The 17,257-nt window shown below is 68.3% G+C and carries 18 protein-coding genes; 14 read left to right on the top strand and 4 right to left on the bottom strand.

The features are described 5' to 3' along the window. Positions 1 to 4 precede the first annotated feature (4 nt). Positions 5 to 604 carry a Hemin transport protein gene (locus ACVOKU_RS12195; protein WP_481560042.1) on the top strand — a complete coding sequence of 200 codons (600 nt, stop codon included), beginning with the start codon at positions 5 to 7 and terminating at the stop codon, positions 602 to 604. 73 nt (positions 605 to 677) lie between these two features. Next, positions 678 to 1,604, top strand: coding sequence for a DUF6607 family protein (locus ACVOKU_RS12190; RefSeq protein WP_481560041.1), 927 nt, complete (start codon positions 678 to 680; stop codon positions 1,602 to 1,604). Between the two features lie 104 nt (positions 1,605 to 1,708). On the opposite strand, the gene ACVOKU_RS12185 is transcribed toward ACVOKU_RS12190, so the two are convergent. Together ACVOKU_RS12185 and ACVOKU_RS12180 are read right to left on the bottom strand one after the other, a co-directional pair. Next, positions 1,709 to 4,216 carry an ABC transporter permease gene (locus tag ACVOKU_RS12185; protein WP_481560040.1) on the bottom strand — a complete coding sequence of 836 codons (2,508 nt, stop codon included), beginning with the start codon at positions 4,214 to 4,216 and terminating at the stop codon, positions 1,709 to 1,711. Next, positions 4,213 to 4,860, bottom strand: coding sequence for an ABC transporter ATP-binding protein (locus ACVOKU_RS12180; protein ID WP_481560039.1), 648 nt, complete (start codon positions 4,858 to 4,860; stop codon positions 4,213 to 4,215). The genes ACVOKU_RS12185 and ACVOKU_RS12180 overlap by 4 nt, the downstream gene beginning before the upstream one ends. A gap of 75 nt (positions 4,861 to 4,935) precedes the next feature. Here ACVOKU_RS12180 and ACVOKU_RS12175 point away from each other — a divergent pair, with 75 nt between their 5' ends. The 3 genes from ACVOKU_RS12175 to ACVOKU_RS12165 all read left to right on the top strand — a co-directional run bounded on the left by ACVOKU_RS12175 (position 4,936) and on the right by ACVOKU_RS12165 (position 7,810). Then, a complete protein-coding gene (locus ACVOKU_RS12175) occupies positions 4,936 to 5,580 on the top strand; it encodes an arylesterase (protein ID WP_053516417.1) in 645 nt (214 codons plus the stop codon). An 88-nt stretch (positions 5,581 to 5,668) separates the two neighbouring features. Further along, positions 5,669 to 6,382, top strand: a complete 714-nt coding sequence (locus ACVOKU_RS12170) for a response regulator transcription factor (RefSeq protein WP_002811889.1) — start codon at positions 5,669 to 5,671, stop codon at positions 6,380 to 6,382. 156 nt (positions 6,383 to 6,538) lie between these two features. Next, the gene (locus ACVOKU_RS12165; protein WP_053516416.1) at positions 6,539 to 7,810 is read left to right on the top strand and encodes a sensor histidine kinase; all 1,272 of its coding nucleotides are present in this window, start codon (positions 6,539 to 6,541) and stop codon (positions 7,808 to 7,810) included. A gap of 115 nt (positions 7,811 to 7,925) precedes the next feature. On the opposite strand, the gene ACVOKU_RS12160 is transcribed toward ACVOKU_RS12165, so the two are convergent. After that, positions 7,926 to 8,627 carry an SGNH/GDSL hydrolase family protein gene (locus tag ACVOKU_RS12160; protein ID WP_481560038.1) on the bottom strand — a complete coding sequence of 234 codons (702 nt, stop codon included), beginning with the start codon at positions 8,625 to 8,627 and terminating at the stop codon, positions 7,926 to 7,928. 212 nt (positions 8,628 to 8,839) lie between these two features. On the opposite strand from ACVOKU_RS12160, the gene ACVOKU_RS12155 reads away from it, so the two are divergent. From ACVOKU_RS12155 to ACVOKU_RS12115, 9 genes are all read left to right on the top strand, one after another. After that, a complete protein-coding gene (locus tag ACVOKU_RS12155; RefSeq protein ID WP_277381415.1) occupies positions 8,840 to 9,235 on the top strand; it encodes a diacylglycerol kinase in 396 nt (131 codons plus the stop codon). Positions 9,236 to 9,268: 33 nt separating this feature from the next. Continuing rightward, positions 9,269 to 10,018, top strand: coding sequence for a TerC family protein (locus ACVOKU_RS12150; protein ID WP_106467106.1), 750 nt, complete (start codon positions 9,269 to 9,271; stop codon positions 10,016 to 10,018). Positions 10,019 to 10,329: 311 nt separating this feature from the next. Further along, a complete protein-coding gene (locus ACVOKU_RS12145) occupies positions 10,330 to 11,490 on the top strand; it encodes an MFS transporter (RefSeq protein WP_481560037.1) in 1,161 nt (386 codons plus the stop codon). Between the two features lie 453 nt (positions 11,491 to 11,943). After that, positions 11,944 to 12,561, top strand: a complete 618-nt coding sequence (locus ACVOKU_RS12140; protein ID WP_180875721.1) for a LemA family protein — start codon at positions 11,944 to 11,946, stop codon at positions 12,559 to 12,561. Between the two features lie 3 nt (positions 12,562 to 12,564). After that, positions 12,565 to 13,452 (top strand): TPM domain-containing protein, encoded by an 888-nt coding sequence (locus ACVOKU_RS12135; protein WP_481560036.1) that lies wholly within the window; start codon positions 12,565 to 12,567, stop codon positions 13,450 to 13,452. Continuing rightward, positions 13,452 to 13,946, top strand: a complete 495-nt coding sequence (locus tag ACVOKU_RS12130) for a TPM domain-containing protein (protein ID WP_065176223.1) — start codon at positions 13,452 to 13,454, stop codon at positions 13,944 to 13,946. The genes ACVOKU_RS12135 and ACVOKU_RS12130 overlap by 1 nt, the downstream gene beginning before the upstream one ends. Before the next feature lie 60 nt (positions 13,947 to 14,006). Continuing rightward, positions 14,007 to 14,891, top strand: a complete 885-nt coding sequence (lgt, locus tag ACVOKU_RS12125) for a prolipoprotein diacylglyceryl transferase (RefSeq protein ID WP_065182837.1) — start codon at positions 14,007 to 14,009, stop codon at positions 14,889 to 14,891. After that, a complete protein-coding gene (locus ACVOKU_RS12120) occupies positions 14,888 to 15,682 on the top strand; it encodes a thymidylate synthase (protein ID WP_253119360.1) in 795 nt (264 codons plus the stop codon). Before lgt ends, ACVOKU_RS12120 begins: the two co-directional genes overlap by 4 nt. A 5-nt stretch (positions 15,683 to 15,687) precedes the next feature. Continuing rightward, positions 15,688 to 16,179 carry a dihydrofolate reductase gene (locus ACVOKU_RS12115; RefSeq protein WP_481560035.1) on the top strand — a complete coding sequence of 164 codons (492 nt, stop codon included), beginning with the start codon at positions 15,688 to 15,690 and terminating at the stop codon, positions 16,177 to 16,179. A 44-nt stretch (positions 16,180 to 16,223) separates the two neighbouring features. Here ACVOKU_RS12115 and ACVOKU_RS12110 read toward each other — a convergent pair whose 3' ends face one another. Continuing rightward, on the bottom strand, positions 16,224 to 17,243 hold the full coding sequence (locus ACVOKU_RS12110) for a symmetrical bis(5'-nucleosyl)-tetraphosphatase (protein WP_481560034.1): 1,020 nt from the start codon (positions 17,241 to 17,243) through the stop codon (positions 16,224 to 16,226). Positions 17,244 to 17,257 lie beyond the last annotated feature (14 nt).

Genomic DNA, 17,257 nt, shown 5'->3' with positions numbered 1-17,257 from the left:
CCTCATGAGCCGAGCCTTGTCCGCACGCAGGAATGACTCCATCGCCGCGCCACACCGCGTGGCATGGCCGACCCCGGCACAGCTGGCCACGCTTGGCACCGTGTTGTGTCTCTACCACGCCGACGGCAACGAGCTTGGCGGCTGGCGCCAGGCGGTGCGCGTGCATGCCTGCCAGGGCGTGGACAGCGAGGGCCTGCGCGAAAGCCTGTGCTTCCTTGACGGCCGTGGCCGCTGCGTGTGGCGCCTGTACCTGCTGCCGGACAGCGATTTCCTGGCCTGGGACCGGCTGGTGGCCGCGCTGCCGCCGGGCCCAAAGCACGACAGTGACGGCAGTGTCGGTGAACGCCTGTGGCGGCGCCTGGCCGGTCATCTCGGCGGCCAGCGTTGGCGCCTGTGTGCGCTGCGCCTGCATGCCGCCGATGATGGCCGCACCCTGGCGGCCAGCCTGTCGACGCTGTCGTCGCTGGGCGCGGCCACCGCACGCCGCATCGCGCGCCTGGAAGGCGCCGAGGGCGAGCTGGCCATCGACGACTGCTGCTGTGCCGACGCCGCGCGCCGGCCGGCACCACGGATTCCCGGCGACCTGCCGCTGATCCGCCTCTGATCTGTTTCTGATGGAACGCCCGACGGCCACGGATGGCCTCTCAACGAACCTGCAACCCCGAAGGAAGACCCCGATGAAATTCCAGACAGCCAGCGTCCTGCTGTTGCTCGCCGGCAGCGGCGTGGCCAGCGCGCAGCCCTCCGACATCGCCCGCGACCACGACAGCATCCTGGCCATGCAGGGCGAGTACACCGTGGATTTCGCCTTCGACGAAACCGTGCTGCTGAAGCCGGGCTACGAGCGCGCGCCGGCGATGCGCAGCGGCGGCAATGAAATGGTCGTCGTGGTCGAGGACACCCCGAAGCGCATCGTGCTGCAACACCTGCTGCTGGACGAGAAGAGCGGCCACATCACCAAGCACTGGCGCCAGGACTGGGTCTACGAGGCCCCGAACCGCTTCGAGTTCAGTGCCGATCAGACCTGGCGGGTACGCAGCATCCCGGCGGCGGTGAACCAGGGCGCCTGGACCCAGTGCGTGTATGAAGTGAGCGATGCACCGCGCTACTGCGGCACCGGCAAATGGACCTACACCAACAACGTGCCGAGCTGGACCAGCGACCTGAGCTGGCGCCCGCTGCCGCGTCGTGAGTACACCAAGCGCAGCGACTACAACGCGCTGGCGGTGGTCAATCGCCACACGCTCACCCCGAACGGCTGGACCCACGAGCAGTTCAACACCAAGGTGCAGCGCAACGCCGACGGCAGCCAGGTGGAGATCGCGCGCGAGTTCGGCTTCAACGACTACGTGAAGACCACCGAGATCGACTTCACCCCGGCGCGCGACTACTGGAAGGCCACCGCCGGCTACTGGGCCAAGGTGCGCCAGCGCTGGGACGGTTTCCTGACCCAGGCTCCGGGCGTGCACCTGAAGACCAAGCTGGATGGGATGGCGATGATCATTCCGCTGTTCACCCAGGCGCAGGACCTGCAGGACGGCAAGCAGGTGAAGGACGCGCAGATCGACGAAGTGTTCGCCAGGTACGTGGAAAAGGCCCAGTAGGGTCGAGCCATGCTCGAGGCCACAGCCGGACCCACGCATGGCGTGGATCTAGCGCAAGGAAGGGTGCCGGGCCTGCCCGGCACGCGCTCCGCTGCGCGCCTTCGTCAGGCCTCGCGCAGGGCCAGGGCGGGCGGGGTATGCAGGATGCGCCGGGTGCCCCACCAGCCCGCCAGCAGGCTCAGCCCGATGCCGACCACGCCGCCCAGCAGCAGGCCCGGCCACGGCGGCAGCAGCGGCAGCTCGAACACCTTCTGCGACACCACCAGCCCGATCACGGCCGTGGCGCCCACCGCCAGCAGCGCGGCGAGCGTGCCCAGTGCCCCGAACTCGACCAGTACCGCACCGCGCAGCTGGCGCCGGGTCGCGCCCAGCGTGCGCAGTACCGCGCTGTCGTAGCGGCGCTCGCCGGCCGTGGCCTGCAGGGCAGCCAGCAGGACCAGCACGCCGGCCAGCAGGCTGAACACCATCACCAGCTGCACCGCCTGCGCCACCCGTTCCATCACGTCGCGCACCTGCGAGATCACCGCATCCACGTCCAGCAGCGACAGGTTCGGCTGTGCACGCACCAGTTCGCCCAGCCCGGCTGCCTGGCCGGCCGGCAGGTGGAACGCCGACAGCAGGTTGTGCGGGGTGTCGCCCACGGCGTTCGGATTCAACAGCACGAAGAAGTTCGGCCGGAACGTGTTCCAGTCCGCCTTGCGCACGCTGGTCACGGTGAACTCGCGCTGCTGCTCGCCCACGGAAATGCCGATACGGTCGCCGGTCGAGACGCCGTAGCGTTTGGCCCAGCCGGTTTCCACCGAGGCTTCGGGCGCAGTGCTGTCCGCCTTCCAGAAGTGGCCCTCAAGCAGCGTATTGGCCGGCGGGAAGGTGCTGCGCCAGCTGAAGTTCAGTGGCCGGTTCTCGTCGTCGTCCTCGCGCGGGCCGTTTTCCCGCCCCTGGCCGTCCTGCGCCTGGTCCACGCGCACCGGCGGCTTGCCGTTGATCGCGATCAGGCGGCCGGTGGCCATCGGTTCGATGCTGGCATCGGCAGCACCCAGCGCGCGCAGTGCCGCCAGCACGCCGTCGCGCTGTTCGGGCTGGATGTTGATCAGGAAGTAGTTCGGCGTGTTCTCCGGCAGGCGCTCGCGCCACTGCTGCAGCAACCCCGGCCCGGTCACGGCCAGCAGCAGCAGCGCGCACAGCGACAGCGACAGGCCCACCAGCTGCATCACCGCCAGCATCCGGCGGCGGGTCAGGGCGGCCAGGCCCAGGCGCCAGTTGCCGTGCAGGCGGTGCTGCAGGCTGCGCAGCACCTGCAGCAGCACGAAGCCGCCCAGGCCCGCCGCTGCGGCAAGAGCGGCCAGGCCACCCAGCACCCACAGGGCCAGCTTCAGGTCGCCGGTCACCTGCACGGCCAGCACCAGGCTGGCCAGCAGGGCGGCGACGTAGGCCAGCAGCGAGGCGGGCGGCAGAGCAGCGAAGGAGCGGTTGAGTACGCGCATCGGCGGCACGCCGCGCAGGCGCAGCAGCGGCGGCAGGCCGAAGCCGAACAGCAGCAACAGACCGATGCCTGCACCGGTCAGCGCCGGTGTTGCCTGGGGCAGCGGCAGGCGCTGCGGTATCAGGCTGCCCAGCACCTGTACCAGGCTTTCCTGCGCGGCCATGCCCAAGCCGATGCCGAGCAGGCAGGCCGGAATGGCCAGCATCAGCAGCTGCAGTGCCAGGCCCAGCAGGATGTCGCGCTGGCGTGCTCCCAGGCAGCGCAGGATCGCCACCTGGTCGATGCGGCGCAGGGCGAAGCGGTTGGCGGCCAGCGCGGTGGCAACGCCGGCCAGCAGCACCGCCAGCAGCGCGCTCAGGCCGAGGAAGCGCCCGGCCAGATCGAAGGCCTGGCGCACGCCGCGCTGGGTGTCATCCACGCTGAGCAGGCGCATGCCCTTCACCTGTGGCTGCAGCCATTGCCGGAACGCAGCGATCCGGTCGGCCGGCCCGGCGAACATCAGCCGGTAGCTGATGCGGCTGCCGGGACCGAGCAGGCCGGTGCCGTCGACATCAGCGCGATTGACCAGCAACGTCGGCGACAGCGTGAGGAGGTCGCCGCCGGCATCCGGTTCGGCCTCGATGATGCCGGCGATGCGCAGCGTACCGGCGCCGAACTCGAGGTCATCGCCGGCCTTCAACCCCAGCGCCTGCAGCAGGCGGGGATCGGCATAGGCCTGGCCCTGCGGCGGCATGCCGGCATCGTCGATCAGCGCACCACCGGGCGTGCTGCGTACCCGCAGCGTCCCCCGCAGCGGATAGCCGGCCTGTACCGCCTTGATGCTGGCCATCTGGCTGGCATCGCCCTGGAACAGCACGGTGCCGAAACTGGCCATGCGGGTGGATGCCAGTCCCCGCTGCCTGGCCTCTTCGGCGAAGGCGGCCGGCGGGTCGTCACGCCCGGCGACGCCGAGGTCGCCGCCGAGCATCTCCGCAGCGCTGCTGGTCAGTGCCAGGTTGACCCGGTTCACCAGCGTGCCGACCGCGGTCATCACCGCCACGCCCAGCACCAGCGCGGCGAACACGGTCAGCAGGTCGCCGGCCAGGGCTTCGCGGCGCAGCGCGCGCCACGCATGCCGCAGCAGGTTCATGCGCGGGCCTCGTGCGCGACCGCCTGCAGGCGGCCGTTGTCGATGCGGTGGATGTGCTGGCAGCGCTGGGCCAGGCGCAGATCGTGGGTGACCAGCACCAGCGTGGTGCCGCTGCCGGCGTTGAGCTCGAACAGCAGGTCGCTGATGTGCTGGCCGGTGCTCTGGTCCAGCGAGCCGGTCGGCTCGTCGGCGAACAGGATGCGCGGCCGGGTGACGAAGGCACGCGCCAATGCCACGCGCTGCTGTTCGCCGCCGGACAGCTGGCGCGGGTAATGGCGGGCGCGATGGGCCAGCCCGACCTGGTCCAGCACGGCGTCCACCCGCGCGCGATCCTCGCGCCCGCCCAGCTCCAGTGGCAGGGCGACGTTCTCGGCGGCGGTCAGCGCCGGCAGCAGGTGGAAGCTCTGGAAGACGAAGCCGACCTCGCGAGCACGCAGCTGCGCGCGGGCTTCCTCATCCAGGCTGGACAGGTCGTGCCCGGCCAGAGCGATGCGACCGCGGCTGGGCAGGTCCAGCCCGACGAGCAGGCCGAGCAGGGTGGTCTTGCCGGAGCCGGAGGCGCCGACGATGGCCACGCTGGTGCCTTCATGGACCGTCAAAGTGATGTTGTCCAGTATGTGGACTTCACCCTCCGGGCCATGCACGGATTTGCCGACCTGGTCGACGGCGATGGCGACGGGCGCGCTGCGGGGGGACAGGCTGTCGATGAGGAGACTCCAATGCGCAAGACGGGATGGAGCCGGCGAGCCGGCATGATGATGGTGCTGTTGCTAGGGTTCCTGCTGTTGCCCGGGCTGGCCTGTGCCAAAGGTCCGGCCGGCACCGTCCTGGTGCTCGGCGACAGCCTCAGTGCTGCCCACAATATCCCTGCCGATGCCGGCTGGGTCAGCCTGCTGCAGCAGCGGGTCAGGCAGCAGTCGAAAACGCCGGCGCGGATCGTCAACGCCAGCATGAGCGGCGAGACCACCGCCGGCGCCCTGACCCGGCTGCCGGGCCTGCTGGCGAAGGAGAAGCCGGACGTGGTGGTGATCGCCCTGGGGGGCAACGACGCCCTGCGCGGGCTGACCCCGGCGCAGGTGCAGGGCAATCTGGAAAAGATGGTGCAGGCCAGCCAGAAGGCGGGCGCCAAGGTGCTGCTGCTGGGCATCGATGTGCCCCCGAATTACGGCCCGGCGTACCGCCAGCGGCTGGCGGCCGCCTACCGCGCGCTGGCCGACCGCTACGCTGTGCCGCTGCTGCCGTTCCTGCTGGAGGGGGTGGCCCTGCAGCCGGGGATGATGCAGGCCGACGGTCTGCACCCCACCGCCCAGGCCCAGCCGAAGGTGCTGGACAACGTCTGGCCCCTGCTCAAGCCGCTGCTCTGAGCAGCGGATCGGACCTCTTGACGGAACTTCACATTGCCTCCACCGTCGATCCGGCATGTTTCACAAAGCTGAAGTTAGAGGGAATCACATGCGTCAGACGAAGGAGACTTCCGGCTTGGTGCTGGTGGTCGAAGACAACCGCAACATCTCCGAGATGATCGGCGAATACCTGGAAGGTCGTGGCTTCGAAGTCGACTATGCACAGGATGGCCTGGACGGCTACCGGCTTGCGGCGGAGAACAGCTATGACGTGGTGGTGCTGGACCTGATGCTGCCGCGGCTGGATGGCATCGAAGTCTGCCGGCGGCTGCGCAACGATGCGCGCAAATCGACGCCGGTGCTGATGCTGACCGCGCGCGATACGCTGGACGACAAGCTCACCGGCCTGGGTTTCGGTGCCGATGACTACCTGACCAAGCCGTTCGCGATCCAGGAACTGGAAGCACGCCTGCGCGCGCTGATCCGCCGTGAACGCCGCCAGGTGGGTTCGGAAGTGCTCAAGGTCGCCGACCTGGTGCTCGATCCAGTCAGCATGCGCGCCACCCGCGCCGGCACCGAACTGCAGCTGTCGCCGATCGGCCTGCGCCTGTTGACGATTCTGATGCGCGAATCGCCGCGGGTGGTCACCCGCCAGGAAATCGAGCGCGAGATCTGGGGCAACGGGTTGCCGGATTCGGACACCCTGCGCAGCCATCTGTACAACCTGCGCAAGATCATCGACAAGCCGTTCGATCGCCCGCTGCTGCATACCGTGCAGAGCGCCGGCTATCGCATTGCCGACATCGCCCAGCCGATGGCCTGAGCAGGGACCGTGCCGGTGCAGCTGCAGGCCCGGTGCGGTAGCGGACGGGCAACAGGGCAGGGGATGACCGACTGGCAGTGTCGGCGGTCATCATCCCTGCACGACCACGGCGCGGTGCGCTGCCTATAATCGCAGCGCTCTGACCGGGACCCCGCAATGCCGCACGGCCTGCCGCGCAAGATCCGTATCGCCTTCATCCTGCAGGCAGTGCTGGCCAGCCTGGGCATCCTGCTGGGCGCATGGCTGGTGTCGCTGGTCATCAAGCACAGCCTGGTCGGTGCAGCGCTGCGCGAGGAAGCGGCGTATTACTGGACGTTGCACGACGCGTCCCCCGCACAGCCACCCCCCAATACACAGAACATACGCGGCTACCTGCTGGAAAGCGGCCAGTCCGCGTTGTCGCTGCCCGCCAACCTGCGCGACCTGGAGCCCGGTTTCCACGAACTACCGGCGGATGACCAGCTGGTCCTGGTCGATGTGCGGCCGGCTGGCCGCCTGTATCTGGTATTCCTGCGCTCACGCGCGGAAATGCTGGCGTTCTGGTTCGGCATCGTGCCGGTGTTGCTGACCCTGCTGGCGGTGTATGGCGCCAGCTGGATCACCTATCGCGCGTCCAAGCGTCTGGTATCGCCGGTGAACTGGCTGGCGCGGCGCGTGTCGCGCTGGGATCCCGGCCACCCCGAGGCGGCTGATCTGGAACCGAACAAACTGCCGGCGGACATGCAGGGCGAGACCCGGCAGCTCGCCGCGGCCCTGCATTCGCTGGCCAACCGGGTCAGCGCGCATGTCGCCCGCGAACGCAACTTCACCCGCGATGCCAGCCATGAACTGCGCACGCCGTTGACGGTGATCCGCGTGGCCAGCGACATGGCGCTGGGGGATGATTCCCTGCAGCCGCGCCTGCGCCGCAGCCTGCAGCGCATCCAGCGTGCCGGGCGTGACATGGAAGCGGTGATCGACGCCTTCCTGATCCTTGCCCGCGAGGCGGATGTCGAGCCGCAGGTCGAGTTGTTCGACGTCAACGACATCGTCCGTCACGAGGTGGACAACGCCAACGAACTGCTGGGTACGCGCCCGGTCGTGGTGCACCTGCACAGCGACGGACCGGTGAATCTGCATGCGCCGCCGCGGGTGCTGCAGGTGGTGGTCAGCAACCTGGTGCGCAACGCCTGCAGCTATACCGACGAAGGCCGCATCGACGTGCATGTGCGCGACGACCGGGTGGTGGTGCGCGACACCGGCATCGGCATGTCTGCCGAAGCGCTGTCGCGCGCGTTCGAGCCGTTCTACCGCGCCGAACCCAGTCGCCCGCAGGGCACCGGACTGGGCCTGTCGATCGTGCGCCGGCTGTGTGATCGCTTCGGCTGGAAGGTCAGCCTCTCCAGTGAACCCGGGCAGGGAACCGAAGCCACGGTGATTTTCCGCTAGAGGGCTTTTGCCGGGCGACGCCCGGCACCCACCGAGGCAACATCAACATCAAATGCGGGCATTCCGCGGAATGGCGGGGCGGTAGCGCCGGGCCATGCCCGGCGTGCGCAGTGCCTCAGTCGCAGGTGACCTTCGGTGCCAGGGCACGGGTCCAGATGGCATATCCGGCGGGCGTCATGTGCAGCATGTCCTCACGGAACAGCGCGCGATCAGGCTGGCCGTCCGCGCCCAGCATCGGTGTGTAGATGTCGGTGAAGCCGGTGTTGGGCAGCCTGGCCAGCGCCGCCTTGACCAGCGTGTTGGCCTCGTTGATCGCCGGCAGCAGGTGCGCCCGTGACGGGCTGGGCTTGATCGACACGTATTCCACCCGGGTCTTGGGCAGGTCGCGATGCACGCGCTGCACGAAGGCGACCACATCGTCGCGCACCTGCACGGCGCTGCGGCCGCTGTTGAGGTCGTTGTCGCCGGCGTACAGGAACACCTTGCACGGCGCGTACGGAATCACGATCTGCCCGGCATACCAGGTGCTGTCCCGGACTTCCGAGCCGCCGAAGCCCCGGTTGAACACCGGCTGGCCGGCGAAATCGGCCGCCAGGCTGTCCCACATCCGGAATGACGAACTGCCGATGAACTCGATGCCACCACGAGGGGGCGGGGCGACCTTGTCGGCGGCGGCGAAGGCGGCCATGTCGGCGGCCCAGGCCACGTTGGAGACCTGCTCGGGAACGCGGGGCGGCGGTGATGGAACGCGTGCCAGCGCCAACGGCGCAAGGGTCAGCAGGCCCAGCATCAGCAGAGCGGGACGGCGGTGGGACATCGTGCACTCCAGGCAGGAAGGAGGGAGCCATCATAGGAGGCGGGCGCGGCCCGCGCTTGTCCCCGGCAGGCCATTCGGCCCGGCCGCGCGGAGTATGGCCGGCGGCCTTGTGGCAAAATGGCGGCTATCTGCCCATCCCTGTGCACCCATGATTCCCTGCCGTGCGTCTGAGCGGTCGCTGCGCCGCGCCCCCGTTGCTGGATGCTCCACCCGTGGCTGACCAGTTCGGCCACATGCCGCGCGGCCCGCGCCGCATCTTCCAGGCCGCGCGCTGGTCCTGGCAGGGCCTGCGGGCCGCCTGGCTGCATGAGTCCTCGTTCCGGCTGGAGGTCTACCTGCTGGTCGTGCTGACCCCGGTGGCGATCTGGCTCGGCCAGACCCCGGTGGAGCGCGCGCTGCTGATCGGCTCGATGCTGCTGGTGCTGGCGATGGAACTGGCCAACTCCGCCATCGAGGCCGTGATCGAGCGCTACGGCAGCGAGATCCACGAGCTGGCCGGGCGCGCCAAGGACATGGGTTCGGCCGCCGTGTTCGTGCTGATGATGAACGTGCTGCTGTGCTGGGCCTTGGTCGTGGTCCCGCATGCATTGGCCGGCCGCTACGGCTGAACCCCCATTCCCCCACTGCCTTGAAGAGTTTCCATGTCCTTTGAGTTCCTCGCCGACCCCAACGCCTGGGTGACCCTGTTCACCCTGAGCGCGCTGGAAATCGTGCTCGGCATCGACAATCTGGTGTTCATCTCCATCGCGGTCAGCAAGCTGCCGGAAGAGCGCCGTCCCTTTGCGCGCAAGCTCGGCATCGCCGTGGCCTGCATCACCCGTATCGCACTGCTGGTGTCGCTGGCCTACCTGGCCCACATGTCCGCCAACCTGTTCACCGTGGCCGGCATGGGCATCTCCATCCGCGACCTGGTGCTGATCGTGGGTGGCCTGTTCCTGATCATCAAGGGTTACATGGAGATCAAGGAACTGATCACCGGTGGCGAAGACGAGAATCCGGCGACCAGCAAGGCGTCGGGCGTGTTCGGCATGGTCATCCTGCAGATCGCCATCATCGATATCGTGTTCTCGCTGGACTCGGTGATCACGGCCGTCGGCATCGCCGACCACATCCCGGTGATGGTCGCTGCCATCCTGCTGTCGGTGCTGGTCATGCTGCTGGCGGCCAATCCGCTGGGGCGCTTCATCGACGCCAACCCGACGGTGAAGATGCTGGCGCTGGCCTTCATCCTGCTGATCGGCGCGGTGCTGATCCTGGACGGCCTCGACGTGCATGTGCCCAAGCCGTACATCTACGCCGCGATGGGCTTCTCGGTGCTGGTGGAGTGGTTGAACCTGCTGATGCGCCGTCGCGCGCGCGAGCACCACGTGCCGGGCGCCGGCGACTGGTAAAGCGCATGACCCCGAACCCCCGGCCCGGCCGGGGGTTCTGCTTTGCGGGCCACCGCGTCCGCCGGGCATGGCCCGCCGCTACCGGGGTACGCCACGCCTCGGGCAACGCCGGGCATGGCCCGGTGCTACCGGGGTACGCCACGCCTCGGGTAGCGCCGGGCCATGCCCGGCGGGGGCTTTTGCCTGCAATGCCGGCGTACACCTTCACTTGTGAACCCGCATCAACAGTGTTTTCCCCGGGCGAGGCTTAATCCGGTGCGGCAAAGCGCGCAGGCTACGCGCTCCCGATTCCCGCCCCCAGGAAGTCCCCCATGAAGTCCAGAGCCGCCTTGCTGGCGCTTGCCGTCGGCGCCTTCGCCATCGGCACCACCGAGTTCGCCCCGATGGGCCTGCTACCGGTCATCGCCGACGGCGTTGGGGTTGGCATTCCCACCGCCGGCATGCTGATCACGGCCTACGCCATGGGCGTGATGCTGGGCGCGCCGGTGATGACGCTGCTGATGGGGCGGTTCGGCAAGCGCACCGCGCTGATGCTGCTGATGTCGATCTTCGTGGTCGGCAACCTGCTGTCGGCGCTGGCGCCGAACTATGGCCTGCTGCTGTTGTCGCGGCTGGTCACCAGCCTCAACCACGGTGCCTTCTTCGGTATCGGTGCGGTGGTCGCCGCCAGCCTGGTGCCGAAGGAAAAGCAGGCCGCCGCCGTGGCCACGATGTTCATGGGCCTGACCATCGCCAACATCGGCGGCGTGCCGCTGGCAACCTGGGTCGGCCAGCAGCTGGGCTGGCGCCTGTCCTTCGCCGGCACCGCAGTGCTGGGCGTGGTGGCAATCACCGCGCTGGGCCTCGCGCTGCCGGCTTCCGCGCCGGGTCCGCGCCCGGACGTGCGCCGCGAACTGAAGGCGATCCTGCAGCCGCAGGTGCTGCTGGCGATGGCCACCACCGTGCTGGGTGCCGGTGCCATGTTCACCCTGTACACCTATGTGGCACCGGTGCTGACCGAACTGACCGGCGCCTCCAATGCCTTCATCGCGATGTCACTGGCGCTGATCGGTATCGGTTTCACCATCGGCAATGGCATCGGCGGGCGCATGGCCGACTGGTCGCTGGATGGCGCTACGCGGATCCTGCTGGCGGCGCTGGCCGTGTTGATGTTCGTGCTGCCGCTGGCCTTCATGAATCCCGTGACCGCAGCGCTGGGTGTGCTGCTGTTCGGCGCGGCGACCTTCGCCATCGTGCCGCCGCTGCAGATCCGGGTGATGGAAGCGGCCACCGAGGCGCCGGGCCTGGCGTCGTCGATCAACGTGGGCGCGTTCAACCTCGGCAATGCCGTGGGTGCGGCGCTCGGCGGTGCGGTGATCAGCTCGGGCCTGGGCTACGCCGCGATTCCGGTGGCCGGTGGCCTGCTGGCGGCATCGGGCCTGCTGCTGGCGTGGCTGGGGCGTCCCCGCACTGCGGTGGCCGAAGCCTGCTGAGGGGTGTTGGATTCCGGCAGGGCTTGCAGCCCTGCACCCGCCGAATCAACGTCAACGGCAAAAGCAAAAGCAAAAGCCTGCATTACCCGCCCCGCCTTCGACAGATTCCCGCGATCTGTCGCAACGGCGTTGCGCTCTGGTAGGTGTCGACCTTGGTCGACACGAATGCCTGAAGAACCGGCTTTTGCTTTTGATTTTTTCTTTTGATCTTCCCGCGGTGCGCAGGACACCGTATGAGGCCGGGCGGGTGGGCGTGGCGGGGGGGTATCCGTGCCATGGATGGCGCGGCCAAGCCTCCCGGGACGGATTCACGGCGTCCTCCGCCATGCCCACCCGCCCGGACTCCTCAGGCGATCCATGAGCATGGCCACCGCGGAGGGGGCCGCGCCCGATGGCCGGTCTTTCACCCGAACCATGGCATGCTCGGCGCCAAGCCCACCCGGAACCTCCGCCATGCGCCTGTTCACCCGTGTCCTGCCCCTGATGCTGCTGGCCTCCCTGCTGTCCGGCTGCGGCTACAACGCGATCCAGCAGAAGGATGAAGCGGTCAAGGCCAGCTGGTCCGAAGTGCTCAACCAGTACAAGCGCCGCGCCGACCTCGTGCCCAACCTGGTACAGACCGTGAAGGGCTTCGCCAGCCAGGAAGAGCGCGTGCTGACCGAAGTCACCAATGCCCGCTCGCGTGTCGGCCAGATCAACGTCAATGCCGACGACGAAGCGTCGCTGAAGCAGTTCCAGCAGGCCCAGGGTGAACTGGGCAGCGCGCTGTCGCGCCTGCTGGTCGTCACCGAGAACTACCCGGTGCTGAAGTCCGACCAGAACTTCCGTGATCTGCAGGCCCAGCTGGAAGGCACCGAGAACCGCATCACCGTCGCCCGTGGCCGCTACATCCAGCAGGTGCAGGACTACAACACCTACATCCGCTCGTTCCCGCAGGTGATCACCGCCAAGCTGTTCGGCTACAAGACCAAGCCGAACTTCACCGTAGACAACGAAGCGCAGATCTCCAACGCACCGGCGGTGGATTTCGGCAACGCGCCGCAGCAGCCGGCACCGCAGCCGGGCCATTGAGCCATGCGCCTGGCCACTGCGCTGTTGGCCTTGCTGCTGTGGCTGCCGCTGGCGGCGCAGGCCCAGCAGCTGGCGCCGATTCCGGCGCTGGATTCGCCGGTGGTCGACACCACCGGCACGCTGGATGCCGCGCAGAAGCAGGCGCTGGTGCAGCAGGCATTGGATCTGCAGCAGCGCAAGGGCAGCCAGCTGCAGGTGCTGGTGGTGCCGACCACCCAGCCCGAAGACATCGCGCAGTACACGACGCGGGTCTTCGACCAGTGGCAGATCGGCCGCAAGGGTGTGGATGACGGTGTGCTGCTGGTGGTGGCCAAGGAGGACCGGCGCGTGCGCATCGAGCCGGGCTACGGCCTGGAGGGTGCGATTCCCGATGCGATCGCCAACCGCGTCATCCAGGAGTACCTGGTGCCACGCTTCCGCAGTGGCGACTACGCCGGCGGCATCACCGATGCCACCGCCGTACTGGTCGGGCTGATCGACGGCGAGTCGCTGCCGGCGCCGGTCAGTGGCCAGCGCGGGCGGGAGGCCGACGGCGGTGGCGATACCTGGATCCTGGCGTTGTTCATCGGCGTGTTCGCGGGCACGGTGCTGCGGGGCGTGTTCTCGCGGGTGCCGCGGCCGGTGCGCGGGCTGCTCGGAGGTACGGGTGCGGCGGTTGCTGCCTTCCTGTTCACCTCCACCCTGCTGGCCAGTGGCCTGGCCGGCGTTGTCGGGCTGGTGGTGGCGATGCTGTCCGGCCATCCCGGCCGCTTTGCCGGCGGCAGTGGCTGGGGCGGCGGCAGCTGGGGCGGCGGTGGTGGTTTCGGGGGCGGCGGCGGTTTCGGCGGCGGTGGCGGCTGGGGTGGCGGCGGTGGCCGTTCCGGCGGCGGTGGTGCTTCGGGAGGTTGGTGATGATCCGTCGTCTTTGCCGTCATCTGTTCTCGCCCTCGGTGCGACGGGCGTTTCCCCCCGCCACGCTGCAGGCGATCACCGCGGCCATCGCTGCCGGTGAGCAGCGCCACGGCGGCCAGGTGATGTTCGCTGTCGAAGCCGACCTGCCGCTGCACGCGGTCTGGCGCGGAATCACGCCGCGCCAGGCGGCGGAGCAGGCGTTCGCCCACCTGCGTACCTGGGATACCCGGCACAACAACGGCGTACTGATCTACCTGCTGCTGGCCGACCACGCCATCGAGATCGTCGCCGACCGGGGCCTGCACGACCGGGTCAGCGCGGCGCAGTGGCAGCGGGTGTGCACCCACCTGCGCGAAGGGCTGCGCGGCGCCAGTCCGGTGGATGCGCTGCGCGATGCGATCGACGAAGTGTCCAGCCTGGTGGAAGGGCACTTTCCGGCCTCGACGCGGTCGGAGGATGACGCGCTCCCGAATGCGCCGCAGATCCTGGGCTGAGCCCCGGTCCCGGGCCGGGTCGGGGCGCTAAAATACCCGTACTCCTGCCAGGCGTCTTCCATGATCTATTTCCACGACATCGACCCCATCGCCCTCTCGCTGGGGCCGATCAAGGTGCATTGGTACGGCATCATGTACCTGCTGGGTTTCACCGCCGCCTGGCTGCTCGGTCGTCGCCGGATCGCCGCCGGGCGCCTGCCCGGCGTCGATGCCAACGGATTCTCCGACCTGTTGTTCTACGCCATGCTGGGCGTCGTGCTGGGTGGGCGCATCGGTTACATGCTGTTCTACGCGCTGGGCGATTTCCTGCACAACCCGCTGCTGCTGTTCAAGGTATGGGACGGCGGCATGAGCTTCCACGGTGGCCTGCTGGGCGTGCTCGGCGCCTGCTGGTGGTGGTCGCGCAAGCACAGGCTGCACTTCTTCGACACCATGGACTTCATGGCGCCGCTGGTGCCGCTGGGCCTGGGTTTTGGCCGCATCGGCAACTTCATCGGCGCAGAGCTGTGGGGCAAGTACACCGATGGCAGCTGGGGCGTGGTGTTTCCGTCTGGCCTGCCGGCGCCGCTGAACCAGCTTGACCACGCGACCCTGCAGGCGCAGTTCGCGACCGGCGCGCTGAACCAGTACGCACGCCACCCCTCGCAGCTGTATGAAGCCTTCCTGGAGGGGCTGGTGATGTTCGTGGTGCTGTGGGCGGTGTCGGCCAAGCCACGCCATCGCTATCTGGTGGGGGGGCTGTTCGCGCTGATGTACGGTGTCTTCCGCTTCGCGGTGGAATTCGTGCGCATGCCCGACAACGGCATCTACGTAGCGTTCGACTGGCTCACCCGCGGCCAGATCCTCAGCCTGCCGCTGATCGCGCTGGGCCTGGTGCTGCTGGCGATGTCGCGCCGCGCACCGGTACTGCAGCCGCAGCCGCTGGCGGTGGAGGGCAAGGCATGAAGGCCTACCTGGACCTGCTCTCGCACGTGCTGGAGCACGGGACGGAGAAGAGCGACCGCACCGGTACCGGCACCCGCAGCGTGTTCGGCTGGCAGATGCGCTTCGACCTCAACGAAGGTTTCCCGCTGGTCACCACCAAGAAACTGCACCTGCGCTCGATCATCCACGAGCTGCTGTGGTTCCTGAAAGGCGATACCAACATCGGCTACCTGAAGGACAACCAGGTACGGATCTGGGACGAATGGGCCGACGGCAACGGTGATCTTGGCCCGGTGTACGGCAAGCAGTGGCGCAGCTGGGCGACTGCTGACGGTCGTGAGATCGACCAGATGCAGTGGCTGGTGGACGAGATCAGGCGCAATCCCGATTCGCGGCGGCTGGTGGTCAGCGCCTGGAACGTGGGCGAGCTCTCGCAGATGGCGCTGATGCCCTGCCACAACCTGTTCCAGTTCTACGTGGCCGATGGCAGGCTCAGCTGCCAGTTGTACCAGCGCAGCGGCGACATCTTCCTCGGCGTGCCGTTCAACATCGCCAGCTATGCGCTGCTGACCCATATGGTTGCGCAGGCGACCGGCCTGGGCGTCGGCGATTTCGTGCACACGCTGGGCGACGCGCACCTGTATTCGAACCATTTCGAGCAGGCCCGCGAGCAGCTTTCGCGCTCGCCGCGAGCGCTGCCGAAGCTGTGGTTGAACCCGGAGGTGACCGATCTGTTCGGCTTCCAGTTCGACGACATCCGCATCGACGGATACGATCCACATCCGGCGATCAAGGCGCCGGTGGCGGTGTGAGCGCGATGAAGCTTTCGATGGTCGTGGCGCTGGATCGCAACCGTGGCATCGGCCAGGGCAATGCCATGCCCTGGCACCTGCCGGATGACTTCAAGCACTTCAAGGCGCTCACCCTGGGCAAGCCGATCCTGATGGGGCGCAGGACGGCTGAGTCGATCGGCCGCGTGCTGCCGGGGCGGACCAACCTGGTGCTGACCCGCAGCGGCCAGGTGCCGTTCGAGGGCATGCGCGCGGTGGCCTCGCTGGACGAAGCGAAGGCGATCGCTGAAGGCGAGGGGGCCAGTGAGCTGTGTGTCATCGGAGGCGGCGAGATCTTCCGCCAGCTGCTGGACCAGGCCAGTGACCTGTACCTGACCTGGGTCGATGCCGAAGTGCCGGCCGACACCCATTTCCCGGAGGTCGACCCGCAGCTGTGGCGGGAAACAAGCAGTGAGCCGCATCCGGCCGACGAACGCCACGCCTACGCGTTCCGCTTCGTGCATTACGTGCGCCGCTGATCGCCGCACCTGTAGAGCCGAGCCATGCTCGGCTCCCTGAGGGCTCAGCCCTGCGGCGGTGTGCTGGTGCTGTTGCCGCCACCCGTACCGCCACCACCACCACCGCGCCGACGGCGGCGACGTGGGCCGCGGTTGCCCGGGTTGGCAGCGGTGTTTCCGCCGCCCTGTTCCTTGCCCTGTGCCGCAGCGGTAGACCGCTCGTGGGCCGGTCGCGCCGGCGGCCGGGCGTTCGGAACCGGGGCAGGAACATCACGGCCGGGCACCTGCACCACGCGCAGCTCATCGGTATCGAGCTGGATCGCGGTCAGCTTGCCGCCCCATACCGCGCCGGTATCGATGGCGTGCACGCCCTGGGTGATGGTCAGGCCCAGCGCCGACCAGTGGCCGCATACGACCTTCAGGTCGCGCTCGACACGGCCGGGCACTTCAAACCACGGATACAGTCCCTGTTCCTGCGTGCCGGGCGTGCCCTTGTCCTCGATGCCGATGCGCCCGCGCGGAGTGCAGTAGCGCATGCGGGTGAGCACGTTGATGATCGCCCGCGAACGGTCGTAGCCGGACAGGTTCGGTGCCCAGCTTGGCTTGTCGCCATACATGTTGCGGAACAGCTTGCGGTAGCCCGCACCGTGCAGTTGCACTTCGACTTCGGCTGCATGCTTTTCGGCCATCTGCGTGGTCCATTTCGGCGCAAGGCCGGCGTGCACCATCATCCAGCCCATCTCGCGGTCCACATGCACCAGCTTCTGCAGGCGCAGCCAGTCCAGAAGTTCGTCGCGGTCCTCGGCCTGCACGATGCGCAGCAGGTCCGGATTGACCTTGCGCTGCTCTTCCTCGGTGCGTGCACCGACCGCCAGCAGCGAAAGATCGTGATTGCCCAGCACGACCACGCTGTGCTCGCGCAGCGAATGCACCAGCCGCAGCGTTTCCAGGGATTGACCACCGCGGTTGACCAGGTCGCCGCAGAACCACAGGGTGTCCTGCGCGGGGTCGAAGCGGAGCTTCTCCAGCAGTCGCTGGGTCACGTCATAGCAGCCCTGCAGGTCGCCGATCGCCCACACACTCATCGTCCGGCCTCCGT

Source organism: Stenotrophomonas sp. STEN147 (genome assembly GCF_056757995.1).
Note: the sequence above shows the minus strand (reverse complement) of the source record. Positions and strands in the feature narration are given on the sequence as shown.